This window comes from Pantoea sp. E956-1, assembly GCF_982223955.1.
On record NZ_CEUYZP010000001.1, the window covers coordinates 1,379,442 to 1,392,042 of the forward strand.

Annotated in this window: 13 protein-coding genes; 10 read left to right on the top strand and 3 right to left on the bottom strand. The window is 55.1% G+C overall.

All coding sequences use genetic code 11. The features are described from left to right. Nucleotides 1-80 precede the first annotated feature (80 nt). The 4 genes from acrD to AC0T7J_RS06625 all read left to right on the top strand — a co-directional run bounded on the left by acrD (nt 81) and on the right by AC0T7J_RS06625 (nt 5,486). Nucleotides 81-3,197, top strand: coding sequence for a multidrug efflux RND transporter permease AcrD (gene acrD, locus AC0T7J_RS06610; protein WP_473792971.1), 3,117 nt, complete (start codon nt 81-83; stop codon nt 3,195-3,197). Nucleotides 3,198-3,777: 580 nt separating this feature from the next. Continuing rightward, nucleotides 3,778-4,146: an ArsC family reductase gene (locus AC0T7J_RS06615; RefSeq protein WP_473792973.1), complete on the top strand. Its 369-nt coding sequence runs from the start codon at nt 3,778-3,780 to the stop codon at nt 4,144-4,146. Between the two features lies 1 nt (nt 4,147). Next, a complete protein-coding gene (dapE, locus tag AC0T7J_RS06620; protein ID WP_064703357.1) occupies nt 4,148-5,275 on the top strand; it encodes a succinyl-diaminopimelate desuccinylase in 1,128 nt (375 codons plus the stop codon). Between the two features lie 22 nt (nt 5,276-5,297). After that, a complete protein-coding gene (locus tag AC0T7J_RS06625; protein WP_003848800.1) occupies nt 5,298-5,486 on the top strand; it encodes a YpfN family protein in 189 nt (62 codons plus the stop codon). A gap of 368 nt (nt 5,487-5,854) precedes the next feature. Here the strand turns inward: AC0T7J_RS06625 and norR are convergent, their stop codons facing one another. Then, nucleotides 5,855-7,378, bottom strand: coding sequence for a nitric oxide reductase transcriptional regulator NorR (gene norR / locus AC0T7J_RS06630; protein WP_473792975.1), 1,524 nt, complete (start codon nt 7,376-7,378; stop codon nt 5,855-5,857). A gap of 150 nt (nt 7,379-7,528) precedes the next feature. On the opposite strand from norR, the gene AC0T7J_RS06635 reads away from it, so the two are divergent. The 6 genes from AC0T7J_RS06635 (at nt 7,529) to AC0T7J_RS06660 (ending at nt 11,580) form a co-directional block, all read left to right on the top strand. Next, nucleotides 7,529-7,789, top strand: a complete 261-nt coding sequence (locus AC0T7J_RS06635) for a hypothetical protein (protein ID WP_473792977.1) — start codon at nt 7,529-7,531, stop codon at nt 7,787-7,789. 14 nt (nt 7,790-7,803) lie between these two features. Continuing rightward, complete coding sequence (locus AC0T7J_RS06640; protein WP_064703354.1) at nt 7,804-8,037, top strand: DUF2526 family protein; 234 nt, start codon at nt 7,804-7,806, stop codon at nt 8,035-8,037. Between the two features lie 13 nt (nt 8,038-8,050). Beyond that, nucleotides 8,051-8,410, top strand: coding sequence for a TehB family protein (locus tag AC0T7J_RS06645; protein ID WP_064703353.1), 360 nt, complete (start codon nt 8,051-8,053; stop codon nt 8,408-8,410). Nucleotides 8,411-8,616: 206 nt separating this feature from the next. After that, nucleotides 8,617-10,083 (top strand): anaerobic nitric oxide reductase flavorubredoxin, encoded by a 1,467-nt coding sequence (gene norV, locus AC0T7J_RS06650; protein WP_473792978.1) that lies wholly within the window; start codon nt 8,617-8,619, stop codon nt 10,081-10,083. A gap of 4 nt (nt 10,084-10,087) precedes the next feature. Beyond that, nucleotides 10,088-11,233: an NADH:flavorubredoxin reductase NorW gene (gene norW, locus AC0T7J_RS06655; RefSeq protein ID WP_473792980.1), complete on the top strand. Its 1,146-nt coding sequence runs from the start codon at nt 10,088-10,090 to the stop codon at nt 11,231-11,233. 68 nt (nt 11,234-11,301) lie between these two features. After that, nucleotides 11,302-11,580, top strand: a complete 279-nt coding sequence (locus tag AC0T7J_RS06660) for a hypothetical protein (protein WP_473792982.1) — start codon at nt 11,302-11,304, stop codon at nt 11,578-11,580. A gap of 14 nt (nt 11,581-11,594) precedes the next feature. Here the strand turns inward: AC0T7J_RS06660 and AC0T7J_RS06665 are convergent, their stop codons facing one another. Both AC0T7J_RS06665 and ypfH read right to left on the bottom strand, forming a co-directional pair. Then, on the bottom strand, nt 11,595-11,783 hold the full coding sequence (locus AC0T7J_RS06665; protein WP_473792984.1) for a hypothetical protein: 189 nt from the start codon (nt 11,781-11,783) through the stop codon (nt 11,595-11,597). 100 nt (nt 11,784-11,883) lie between these two features. Further along, on the bottom strand, nt 11,884-12,564 hold the full coding sequence (gene ypfH / locus AC0T7J_RS06670) for an esterase (RefSeq protein ID WP_473792986.1): 681 nt from the start codon (nt 12,562-12,564) through the stop codon (nt 11,884-11,886). Between the last annotated feature and the right edge of the window lie 37 nt (nt 12,565-12,601).

Here is a 12,601-nt window from a genome sequence, read left to right on the forward strand (position 1 = left end):
AGACCCGCCGAGTTTCCTGCCAGAACGCCCGCTGCTGGTGGGCCTGACCAACGATAAAAGTAGTGAGGAGTGTCGATTTAATGTCGAATTTCTTTATCGACCGCCCTATCTTTGCCTGGGTTCTGGCGATTCTGCTGTGCCTGTGTGGCACGCTTTCGATTATTTCGCTGCCTATTGAACAGTACCCCGATCTGGCGCCGCCTAATGTGCGTATTACCGCCAACTATCCGGGCGCATCAGCCCAGACGCTGGAAAACACCGTGACCCAGGTGATCGAGCAGAACATGACCGGCATCGATAATCTGATGTACATGTCCTCCAACAGCAGCAACACCGGCCAGGCGCAAATCACCCTCACCTTTACCGCCGGGACCAATCCCGATGAAGCCCGTCAGCAGGTACAGAACCAGCTGCAATCCGCGCTGCGCAAATTGCCGCAGGCAGTGCAGTCGCAGGGTGTGACGGTCAATAAAACCGGTGACAGTAATATTCTGATGGTGGCATTCGTTTCAACCGACGGCAGCATGGATAAGCAGGATATTTCAGACTATGTCGCCAGTAACATTCAGGATCCGCTAAGCCGTATTGATGGCGTCGGCCAGGTTGATGCGTACGGCTCGCAATATGCGATGCGTATCTGGCTCGATCCCAATAAACTGATCGCCTACTCGCTGACCACGGAAGATGTGGTCAGTGCGATCCAGTCGCAGAACACCCAGGTTGCTGTGGGTCAGGTGGGTGGCCTGCCGTCGGTGGATAAACAGGCGCTCAACGCTACGGTTAACGCCCAGTCGATGCTGCAGACTCCCGAGCAGTTCCGGGCGATTACCCTGAAGAACAATCCCGATGGTTCGGTGGTGACGCTGGGCGATGTCGCCAGCGTGGCGCTGGGCGCAGAGAAGTATGATTATCTGAGCCGTTACAACGGCCAGCCCGCGTCAGGCCTGGGGGTGAAGCTTGCGTCCGGTGCCAACGAGATGAACACCGATAAGCTGGTGCGGGCGCGCATTGAGGAGCTGTCCCACTACTTCCCGCACGGTCTGGAAGCAAAAATCGCCTATGAAACCTCCCCGTTCGTTAAAGCGTCAATCACCGATGTAGTGAAGACGCTGCTGGAGGCGATTGTGCTGGTGTTTGGCGTGATGTACCTGTTTATGCAGAACTTCCGCGCCACCTTAATTCCGACTATTGCAGTGCCGGTGGTGCTGTTCGGCACCTTCAGCGTGCTCTATGCCTGCGGGTTCAGCATTAATACCCTGACCATGTTTGCCATGGTGCTGGCGATCGGGCTGCTGGTAGATGATGCCATCGTGGTGGTGGAAAACGTTGAACGTATCATGCATGAAGAGGGACTCTCGCCGCGTGCCGCCACCCGAAAATCGATGGGCCAGATTCAGGGCGCGCTGGTGGGTATCGCGCTGGTGCTCTCTGCGGTGTTTGTGCCGATGGCGTTTTTCGGCGGCACCGTCGGTGCCATTTATCGTCAGTTCTCAATTACCATTGTGTCGGCGATGGTGCTGTCGGTACTGGTGGCGATGATCCTGACACCGGCGCTTTGTGCCACGCTGCTCAAACCTGTGGCGCAGGGCGAGCAGCCTGAGCGTCGCGGCTTCTTCGGCTGGTTCAATCGTCACTTTAATCGCAATGCTGACCGCTACGAGCGCGGGGTCGCGGGTATCCTGCGCAAGGGCGGTCGCTGGCTGCTGCTCTATCTCGGCATCATCGCCCTGATGGCCTTTCTGTTTCTGCGTCTGCCGACGTCGTTTCTGCCGCTGGAAGATCGCGGCGTATTCCTGACGCAGGTTCAGCTTCCGGCAGGCGCGACGCTTGCGCAAACGGCCAGCGTCGTCGCCAAAGTCGAACACTATTATCTCACCGAGGAGAAGGCCAACGTGCTGTCGGTCTTCTCCACCATCGGCGCCGGCCCGGGCGGCAATGGACAAAACGTGGCGCGTCTGTTTGTGCGGCTGAAAGACTGGGAAGCGCGGCCCGGTGCCGATCGCACCTCGTTCGCGATTATCGATCGCGCGACGAAGGCATTTCAGAAGATTAAAGAGGGTCGGGTGATTGCCAGCAGTCCGCCAGCCATCACCGGCATGGGCAGCAGCTCCGGCTTCGACCTGCAACTGCAGGATCACGCGGGCGTCGGTCATTCTCAACTGATGGCGATGCGTGACAAACTGCTGGAGATGGCGGGCAATGACAACGCGCTGTCACGGGTACGACACAATGGACTGGATGACAGTCCGCAGCTGCAGATCGATGTTGATGCACGTAAAGCGCAGGCGCTGGGCGTGTCGCTGGATACCATCAACGACACCCTGACCACTGCGTGGGGCTCCAGCTACGTGAATGACTTCCTGGATCGTGGCCGGGTGAAAAAGGTCTATGTGCAGGCCGCCGCCGAATTCCGCATGCTGCCGGACGACATCAACAAATGGTATGTGCGCAACAGCAGCGGCAAAATGGTGCCCTTCTCCGCCTTTGCCACCAGCCGCTGGGAGACCGGATCGCCGCGCCTTGAACGCTACAACGGCTATTCGTCGCTGGAGATTGTTGGCGAAGCGGCCAATGGCGTGAGCAGCGGCACGGCAATGGATGAGATGGAAAAGCTGGTAAACGCCCTGCCGCTGGGCGTCGGGTTCCAGTGGACCGGTGCCTCTTATCAGGAGCGGCTCTCCGGTTCGCAGGCACCGGCACTTTATGCCATTTCCCTGCTGGTGGTGTTCCTCTGCCTGGCCGCGCTGTATGAAAGCTGGTCGATCCCGTTCTCGGTGATGCTGGTGGTGCCGCTGGGCGTGGTCGGGGCGTTGATCGCCACCTGGATGCGCGGGCTGGAGAATGATGTCTATTTCCAGGTTGGCCTGCTGACGGTGGTGGGTTTATCCGCCAAAAATGCCATCCTGATTGTAGAGTTTGCTAATGAGATTAACAGCCGTGGACGCGAGCTGGTGGAGTCCACGCTGGAGGCGTCACGTCAGCGTCTGCGGCCGATTCTGATGACCTCGCTGGCCTTTATCTTTGGGGTGCTGCCGATGGCGATCAGCAGCGGCGCGGGCTCCGGCAGTCAGCATGCCGTGGGAACCGGTGTAATGGGCGGAATGATCTCCGCCACGCTGCTGGCGATCTTTTTTGTGCCACTGTTCTTTGTGCTGGTTCGCCGTCGCTTCCCGCTCAAAGAGAAGCCGCACGACTAAGAAGCGGGGACAAATAAAAAGCGGTCACTGATACCAGTGGCCGCCTTATTTCTGTGTGTGGTAAGAATTCCAGCAAGCGGGATTAACCTGCTTTTTTCTTCGCGCGTTACTTGTTGCGTAACATCGCTTCGATAAATTCTTTCCAGGTTCCCATTTCAGTGTCAATCATAATGCCCTCTCTTATTGTGCTGGCAATATTACGCGTTTTTTTTATACAGGTGAATACGTTTACACCTGTTATATCTATCGGCAAGCGTCATAAAAACATGAATGTTGCTGATTCTGGAAGCTGACGCACACTTCAGCAAACCCTTAACGCGATTGAAGATAATTTATTTTAAGCCCAGCGGTAGACTATTTTATCAACATGGCGAAATTCTTAACGACCCAATGATGAGCAGGGTAATGATTGCCTGCGAAATTGATAGCGTTTACCCCATGAGAAACGAAGGCAAGGCGTAAGGGTTATCTGGACCGGTTCCCGCGCCCGTGCAGATGCCGCAACGGATCACACTATGGTAAACTTACGCTTTGGCTGCTTTTTTCAGCTTTCTTCTCACAGGACAATAAGGATCGGGCAATGAGCACGCAGTGGGTGATGTTCGGAATTAAAAATTGCGACACCATAAAAAAAGCCCGGCGCTTTTTAACAGACGCTGGCGTTGATTATCACTTTCACGACTACCGTGCCGATGGCCTGAGCGATTCCCTGCTGCAGGAATTTATCGATGCACTAGGCTATCAGGCCCTGCTTAACACCCGCGGCACGACCTGGCGTAAATTGCCCGAGTCTGAGCGTGAAGTGGTTACCGATGCCACCAGCGCCAAAATGCTGATGCTGGCGCATCCCGCCATGATTAAGCGTCCGCTGTTGCGCGCCCCGGATGGCTCCCTGCTCGCCGGTTTCAGCGAAGCCACCTATCAGAATGCTATCCAGGAGAAGTCATAATATGTTTTGCCCGGTCATTGAGCTGACGCAGCAGCTTATTCGTCGCCCCTCTCTCAGCCCCGATGATGCCGGATGTCAGGCTCTGCTGATCGCCCGTCTTGAAGCCATTGGCTTTAAGATTGAAACGATGAACATCGACGACACCCTGAATTTCTGGGCCACCCGTGGCGAAGGTGAAACGCTGGCGTTTGCCGGTCACACCGATGTGGTACCGCCTGGCGATGCCAGCCGCTGGATTAATCCGCCATTTGAACCCACCATCCGCGACGGCATGCTGTTTGGCCGTGGCGCGGCCGACATGAAAGGCTCGCTGGCGGCAATGGTGGTCGCTGCCGAACGTTTTGTTGCGGTGCGCCCCAATCACCGAGGGCGACTCGCCTTTATGATTACCTCTGATGAAGAGGCCAGCGGGGCCAACGGCACGGTGAAAGTGGTTGAACGGCTGATGGCGCGCCGCGAACGGCTCGACTATTGCCTGGTCGGCGAGCCCTCCAGCACGGAAGTGGTGGGTGATGTGGTGAAAAATGGCCGACGCGGTTCGATCACCGCTAACCTGATGGTGCATGGTGTGCAGGGCCACGTCGCCTATCCGCATCTGGCGGATAATCCTGTTCACCGGGCGATGCCGGCACTGAACGAGCTGGTCGCAACCGAGTGGGATCAGGGGAATGAGTTCTTCCCGGCCACCAGCATGCAGATTGCCAACGTCCAGGCGGGTACCGGCAGTAACAATGTGATCCCCGGCGAGCTGTTTGTGCAGTTTAACTTCCGCTTCAGCACCGAACTGACCGATGAGATGATTCGCCAGCGGGTCGCAGAGCTGCTGGATCGCCACCAGCTGCGTTACACCCTTGAGTGGAAACTCTCCGGGCAGCCCTTCCTGACCACGCGCGGCAAGCTGGTTGATGCCGTCGTGAAAGCTGTAGCGCACTATAATGAAATTAAGCCGCAGCTGCTGACCACGGGCGGAACTTCCGATGGCCGCTTTATTGCCCGGATGGGTGCACAGGTGGTGGAACTGGGGCCAGTAAATGCCACCATTCATAAAATCAATGAGTGTGTGAAAGCCTCCGACCTGCAGATGCTGAGCCGGATGTACCAACGCATCATGGAACAACTGATCGCCTGACGGCGGTTTTAAGGAGCAGCAAATGGAATTTATTAAAGATTACTGGTGGATCCTGGTGATCCTGCTGATGGTTGGCGTGCTGATGAACGTTTATAAAGATCTGAAACGCATCGATCATAAAAAATTTATGGATAACAAACCTGACCTGCCGCCGCATCGTGATTTCAACGATAAATGGGATGACGACGACAACTGGCCGAAGAAGAAGTAAACGAAAAAAACCTGCTGTGCGGGTAATGCCGTTCACTTAAGCCTTTCGTGACTTTAAACAGAACGGACATTCCGGCGGGATATACAGCACCGAACGATCATATCTTCGGTGCTCTCTTTTTTCCGACAGAATAAAAGCCCTCACCTTTTCTCTGATTCCTCTCAGATGGTCAGGTATGTTTCCTGGCGCACCTTTGCCGATGACCGCTCAGTGGAGAAAGCATCAACAATGAAATCCCTATCGTGTTCAGACATAAAAAACCGGAATCAGGGAACTGATTCCGGGTTGTCTCTCACTGGCAGGATCGGTCAGGTACTCTTAAACGATCGGCATAGCCGCTTCGGCGGGGGTTTTCTTTTTCAGCAGTATCACTTCAGCCTGAGTTTCTGCGCCTGGCGATGCAGGTTGCCGGGATCGACTTCTAGCCGCCGCGCTGTCTCCGCCCAAACCCTGCCGCTCGCCTCATACACCCGCTGGATGTATTCGCGCTGAAACTGTCGGGTCGCATTGTGCAGACTCATATCCGGGATTTCTGCCGCCGCCACAGAAGATGGTTCGCTCTTAACCGCCTGCACACCGCCAAAGCTGAAATGCTGCGGTAACAGCAGCACATCGCCGGAACGGTTATCCGCCTGGGCAACGATTGCCGCCCGGTGGATCGCGTGCTCCAGCTCGCGCACGTTACCCGGCCAGGTAGCAGCTTCAAGCAATGCTCTGGCCGCAGGGCTAAGCGCTACGCTTTGCAGGCTAAACTTAACGCGGCATTTTTCGCAGAAGTATCCGGCAAGCAGCACGACATCATCGCCCCGTTCACGCAGCGCCGGAACAAAGAGCGGAAACACGCTTAGCCGGTGATACAGATCTGCTCTGAACTTCCCTTCAGTAACCGCCTGCCGCATATCCAGATTAGTCGCGGCGATTATCCGCACGTCAACGGTAAGCGCCTTATCTTCGCCCACGCGCTGAAGATCACCGTATTGCAGGACGCGCAGTAACTTCGCCTGAAGCGATAGCGGCAGCTCGCCGATCTCATCAAGAAACAGCGTACCTTTATCCGCAAGTTCAAACTTACCGGGACGGTCATGGATAGCGCCCGTGAACGCACCTTTAACGTGTCCGAATAGCTCGCTTTCCGCTACGGCCTCCGGCAGCGCTGCGCAGTTCAGATAGATAAGCGGTTTTGCCGCGCGCGCCGACTGGCGATGAAGCGCCTGTGCGACCAGCTCTTTACCCGTACCGGTTTCGCCCATAATCAGCACACTAAGGTCGGACGGGGCTACCATGCTGATTTCTTTTTTCAGGTGCAGCATTGGCGCAGACTCGCCAATTATTTCGACCTCTTCATTTTCATCCGGCCGGCGCGCGGGTGGCGTAAATGTGGCGGCGGGCTTTTCCAGCTGTTCAAGCAGCAGTGCATTATTCAACGCTCCGCCCGTAAGGCTTGCCAGCAAGCGCAGCTCTTCATCACTGTATTCATCGAACTGTGTCGCATTCATGCCGTCCAGAGTCAGCGCGCCGATTAGCGTCTGCCCGGAGAAGAGTGGCATTCCGACGCACGCGTGTACATGAAGTTCTTTCTGATCCGAGATCAGCCCGTCATAAGGATCGGGCAAATCGCTGTCTGCGGGAAAGCGCACTACGTCGCCCGCGCGCGCGATGGCCTCAAGGCGGGGGTGCGCGTCCAGGCTGAAACGGCGTCCCATCACATCAGGCGCAAGCCCTGCGGTGGCCAGCGGGCGGAACTGCTGATTTTCATACCGCAGCAGCGCGGTTGCGTCGCACTTAAGCGCGCTGTGAATCGATTTAATCAGGCGAGTAAAGCGGTCTCGCCCTCTTAGCCCGTTCTGAATATCCACGGCGAGCGCTGCTAAAGATTCAACTGAAATTGTCATGTCGTCATTTCCACAATTATTGTTTAAATCACAATGTCAGCAATTGTTGTAATCACAACGATAAAAGAACGATATGACTAAAATCAACGGCCTGCAAAGTGGCACGGATTATGCCTTGTTAGTTACATACTCTCGCAAAGGTGCAAAATCATGTCAGACACATATCAATCTGCCCATGCTTTATCCCCCGGCCAGATGGACGCCGCCGCCGATGCTCTTCGCTGGGCGGCATTTGGCGGAGCACGACGCGGCCTGGGCGTTACTTACAAACAGGTTTCCGCTGATCGTGTTCAGTTCGAAACCGAGTACAACGGACGGAAAGCCTGGGTGGACCTCAATATCCCCTACACGCCGGTTGAGTTAATCGTTGCCGGTGCGCTGCTTCTGCAACAGCTGAACTCTTTTTCATAATCACAGGTGATTTTATGGCGCACACAGATGAAGTGATCGAAGCGGTAGAGAACGCCCTGGCGCGCAACATCATCCGCGAAATGAATATTCTTCTTTACGAACTCAGCGAAGACGCGAACCTGACGCGGCAATTCCGGTTTGAACAGCAGCATCGTTTACGCCTGGCGGTTTTTCGCCATAGCACCGAGAAAAAAGAACTCGCTGAACAACGCCGCAAATGGCTTACACAAGGCGGCATCATCTGCTGACAGGAGGCCCACAATGGCCCATACCATCCCCGCAAACTTTGTTCATACCCGCTCTACCCCGTTCTGGGATAAAGAGAGCGTGCCGAAAGCGCTGCTCAATCACCACAACACCAAAAAAGGCGTGTTTGGTCGTCTCTCCGTCATGCGCGGCGCGGTTAAATACTATGGCTTCGCCAGCGAGACGGAGAAAACGCCGGAGGCTGAAGTAGTCATTAATGCCGGACAGTTCGGCATCAGTCCGCCGCAATACTGGCACCACATTGAGCTACTTACCGACGACACCTATTTTAATATCGACTTCTTCGCGAATCCGAATGAAGAGCTGGAAGGCAGCGGCATCGGGCAGGTCATCCATCTATCCGCGGTCAGGTAATCTACTGGCACAAACAAACCCGCTTCGGTGGGTTTTTTAGTGCTACTGCCATTGTCATTTTAACATTTAAGTGTAATAAGCACAATTAACAGACATTGTATATTTAACACCATAAATAAAAAATAAGTTTTAAATCAATGAGTTAAAAACTGGCATGCTCCTTGCAATGACTGAGAAAGAATTTTACGAACGCTAAGGGGCGATACATGAATATCCACGTTAAGAATAATATTTTCTGGGTAGGTAAACGCGACTGGGAGGTAGAACACTTCCACGGTAAGGAATATAAAATGCAACGCGGCACCAGCTACAACAGCTATCTGATCCGCGAAGAAAAGAACATCCTGATCGATACCGTCGATCTGAAATTCCGCAGCGATTTTGTGAAAAACCTGGCGGAAGAAATCGACCTGAAAAAGATTGATGCCATTATCATCAACCACGCAGAAGAAGATCACAGCGGCGCGCTCGCTGAACTGCTGGCGCTCATCCCCAACACCCCGATTTACTGTACCGCGAACGGCGTGGACTCCATCAACGGCCATCATCACCACCCTGAATGGAATTTCAACGTCGTGAAAACCGGTGATTCACTGGATATCGGCAACGGTAAAAAGCTGATATTTGTTGAAACGCCTATGCTGCACTGGCCTGATAGCATGATGACCTACATGACCGAAGATGCCGTGCTGTTCAGTAACGACGCGTTCGGTCAGCATTACTGCGATGAACATCTGTTTAATGATGAAGTGGATCAGCATGAACTCTTCGACCAGTGCCAGCGCTACTTTTCAAACATCCTTACGCCGTTCGCCCGTCTGGTGACGCCGAAAATTAATGAAATCCTGGGCTTCAACCTCCCGGTCAGCATGATCGCCACCTCGCACGGTGTGGTCTGGCGTGATAACCCTACGCAGATTGTAGAGCTGTATCTGAAATGGGCGGCGGATTACCAGGAAGACCGGATCACCCTCTTCTACGATGCCATGTCCAACAATACGCGAATGATGGCAGATGCCATCGCCGAAGGTATCCGCGAAACCGATCCGCGTGTGGCCGTGAAGGTTTACAACGTATCCAGACACGACAAAAACGAAATCATTACTTCCTGTTTCCGCTCAAAAGGCATTCTGGTCGGTTCCTCAACCATGAATAACGTGATGATGCCGAAAGTTGCGGGGATGCTGGAAGAGATCACCGGGCTGAAGTTCCGCAATAAGCGCGCGTCGGCGTTCGGTTCCTACGGCTGGACAGGTGGCGCGGTTGACCGGGTTGCGACCCGTCTTCAGGATGCCGGTTTTGATATGACTATCGCGCTTAAAGCGAAATGGCGTCCCAACCTGTCCGCGCTGGAAGAATGCCGCGAGCACGGGCGTAAAATTGCACGTGAATGGGCGCTTTCCCCTATCCCTGCGGCTGCGCCCGTCGTCAATACCGCCGCCACTATCGAGCCTGCCGCGCCCGTAAACGCGGAGGGTGTGGGCGTCGTGGAAGCGGGCGAAGACGTCTCGCAGAAGATGATCTGCACCGTGTGCCAGTGGGTTTACGATCCTGCTGTCGGCGAGCCGGATCAGGACGTTGCGCCGGGCACCAAATGGGACGATGTGCCGGATGACTTCCTTTGCCCGGGCTGTGCATTAGGTAAAGACGTATTTGATCCGTTCGAGGGCTAACTCGATGGCATCTGAAATCGTAATAATTGGTTCGGGCTTCGCCGCTCGCCAGCTGGTGAAGAACATTCGCCACCAGGATAAAAGCGTGCCTGTGCGGCTCATTGCGGCGGATAGCTGCGACGAATACAACAAGCCGGAACTCAGTCACGTTTTCAGCCTCGGGCAACGTGCAGACGATTTAACGCGCCAGAGTGCCGCCGCGTGGGCGGAAAGTAATAATGTTGTGCTGCATCCCCATACGCGGGTCGAAAACATAGATACATCGGCGCGCATCGTCCGCACGACCGCTGGGGATTTCGGCTACGCAAAACTGGTCCTGGCAACGGGAGCGGAGGCCACCCTGCCGCCCGTACCGGGTAGCGAACTCCTGTACACGCTGAACAGTCAGCAGGAGTACAAACGCTGCGAAGCCGAACTCGCGAACGCTAAGCGCGTACTGCTGATCGGCGGTGGGTTAATCGGTACAGAAATCACGATGGACTTTAACCGCGCGGGTAAAGATGTGACGGTAACAGACCGCAGTGCGGGCTTACTCGCCTCGCTGCTGCCACCCGAGATCAGCGCGCGGCTACAGCGACGACTGATGGATAACGGCGTTAACTTCATGTTCAAAAAAGAGATTATCGAAATTTCCCGGCATCACGATTCGCTGATAGCGACGTTCAGCGATGGACACCGGCAGAGCTTTGATGCGGTCGTATGCGCGATCGGCCTGTGTCCTGCTGTAGCGCTGGCACGCGAAGCGGGTATCGAAGTCCGGCGCGGTATCGTCGTAAGCGACACGCTCGCAACGTCTGCCGAAGACGTTTACGCGCTGGGCGATTGCGCCGAAATCCAGGGAAAACTGATGCCGTATCTCCAGCCTGCTACGCTGGCTGCTATGACGCTGGCTAAAAACCTCACCGGCGACGCCGCGAAACTCACGCTGCCGACGATGCTGGTCAAAGTGAAAACCCCGGACATGCCGCTGTACCTTGCGGGTGATCCCGCTAACCCGGCGCTAACCTGGAATATGGTGTTTTCTCCAGCTGGTGTTATAGCGAAAGGCTGTGATGATCAGGGCGAGCTTCACGCCTTCGTGGTCAGCGAAGATCATATGAAAATGGCTTTCCCGATGCTGAAAGATATCAGACTGCCCGCAGCACGTTAACGCAGATACAAACAGGCCAGTAGACCGCTGGCCTGAATTCCTTTTCTCTCTTCAGAGGTAAACCAGCCATGAACGCTATTGATACCTTCTCCGATTCGAAAACCCCCCTTCACAACCCCTCATCCTGCACTTGCGGGCGCATCGTCTGGCTGTCCAGGCACTGCGACTTCTTCGCGATGAACATGGGCACGAATGAGCGCGACGCGCGCATAGATGCGAAGATCGGCGATGTCTATCGCGGAGTACAGTTCCGCCCTGAAATGCTGAAGGACGCCGTTTCCGGCGTGTTTTGGGAAATGTGGAATGTCTGGGAACCCGCTGAAGGCCTCAAGGTCGTGCAGGCATGATTACGTGCCTGGCCTTACATCGCCTCGCCGCATATTGCAGCCAATAAAGAAGCAGCCGCTAAGGGATAATACCGTTCACTTAAGTCTTTCGTGATTTGAAACAGAACGGATAGGTAGATCCACGCAGGGTCATGCGAGCGGGAAACAGCATCAGGCTCAGGAGAGAAAGCATCAACAACGAAATCTGTATCGTGTTCAGACATAAAAAATCCGGAGTCAGGGGGCTGACTCCGGATTATCTCTCACTGGCAGGATCATTCAGGTCCTCTTGAACGATCGGCATTGCCGCTCAGCAGATGCTTTTTACATCATTACGATGACATCATCATCACCCGGTTTTGCGCCGCTTAACGCCTCATCAAAGTAGCGTTTCGGCACTGTATAGCGCAGATGATTCAGCGCCAGCTCCATGCTGCGGTGATCGATGGCGTGCGCCAGATCGTCAACAATATCCAGGGTAACGTCGCCACCGCAGGCGGTCAGCCGCTGCTCCGCCTGCTGCGCATGGTGCAGCGGGATCTGCTCATCATAATCACCGTGGATCAGATGAATGGTAGTGCGGGTGCTGGCCTTCTCCGGCAGGGTAATAAACCGGCCGTTAAATACCACCGCGCGGCTCGCCAGATCGGCATGAGCTTTGACCCCTTCCAGCACCATACTGCCGCCCTGCGAAAAGCCAATTAAGGCTGTCGCTTCCGGCCGCACGCCACTCTTTTTTTGCCAGTGGCGCACAGACTCAACAAACTGCGGCATCGCCGCATCAACCCGCTGCTGCACGGTCTGATCGTGCAGGTCGGCTTCGCCGAACCACTGACGCCCCGCACCAGGCGAGCCGACGGAGACCACCAGCGCGTCGGGAAACGTTCGGGCAAACCAGTTGCCAATTTCACCCATTGAATCCGGGTTATCACCTACGCCATGGTAGAGCAGAAACAGCTGTGCTGTAGTGGCAGGTTGTTGAACGATTACATATTTCAGTGTCATGATGACCTCCTGTGTTCACTCTACGCCGCCTGACACA

Excerpts from the sequence above, each read along its gene's own strand:
- acrD (WP_473792971.1), top strand. The coding sequence starts at position 81 with ATGTCGAATTTCTTTATCGACCGCCCTATCTTTGCCTGGGTTCTGGCG.
- AC0T7J_RS06615 (WP_473792973.1), top strand. The coding sequence starts at position 3,778 with ATGAGCACGCAGTGGGTGATGTTCGGAATTAAAAATTGCGACACCATA.
- dapE (WP_064703357.1), top strand. The coding sequence starts at position 4,148 with ATGTTTTGCCCGGTCATTGAGCTGACGCAGCAGCTTATTCGTCGCCCC.
- AC0T7J_RS06625 (WP_003848800.1), top strand. The coding sequence starts at position 5,298 with ATGGAATTTATTAAAGATTACTGGTGGATCCTGGTGATCCTGCTGATG.
- norR (WP_473792975.1), bottom strand. The coding sequence starts at position 7,378 with ATGACAATTTCAGTTGAATCTTTAGCAGCGCTCGCCGTGGATATTCAG.
- AC0T7J_RS06635 (WP_473792977.1), top strand. The coding sequence starts at position 7,529 with ATGTCAGACACATATCAATCTGCCCATGCTTTATCCCCCGGCCAGATG.
- AC0T7J_RS06640 (WP_064703354.1), top strand. The coding sequence starts at position 7,804 with ATGGCGCACACAGATGAAGTGATCGAAGCGGTAGAGAACGCCCTGGCG.
- AC0T7J_RS06645 (WP_064703353.1), top strand. The coding sequence starts at position 8,051 with ATGGCCCATACCATCCCCGCAAACTTTGTTCATACCCGCTCTACCCCG.
- norV (WP_473792978.1), top strand. The coding sequence starts at position 8,617 with ATGAATATCCACGTTAAGAATAATATTTTCTGGGTAGGTAAACGCGAC.
- norW (WP_473792980.1), top strand. The coding sequence starts at position 10,088 with ATGGCATCTGAAATCGTAATAATTGGTTCGGGCTTCGCCGCTCGCCAG.
- AC0T7J_RS06660 (WP_473792982.1), top strand. The coding sequence starts at position 11,302 with ATGAACGCTATTGATACCTTCTCCGATTCGAAAACCCCCCTTCACAAC.
- AC0T7J_RS06665 (WP_473792984.1), bottom strand. The coding sequence starts at position 11,783 with ATGTCTGAACACGATACAGATTTCGTTGTTGATGCTTTCTCTCCTGAG.
- ypfH (WP_473792986.1), bottom strand. The coding sequence starts at position 12,564 with ATGACACTGAAATATGTAATCGTTCAACAACCTGCCACTACAGCACAG.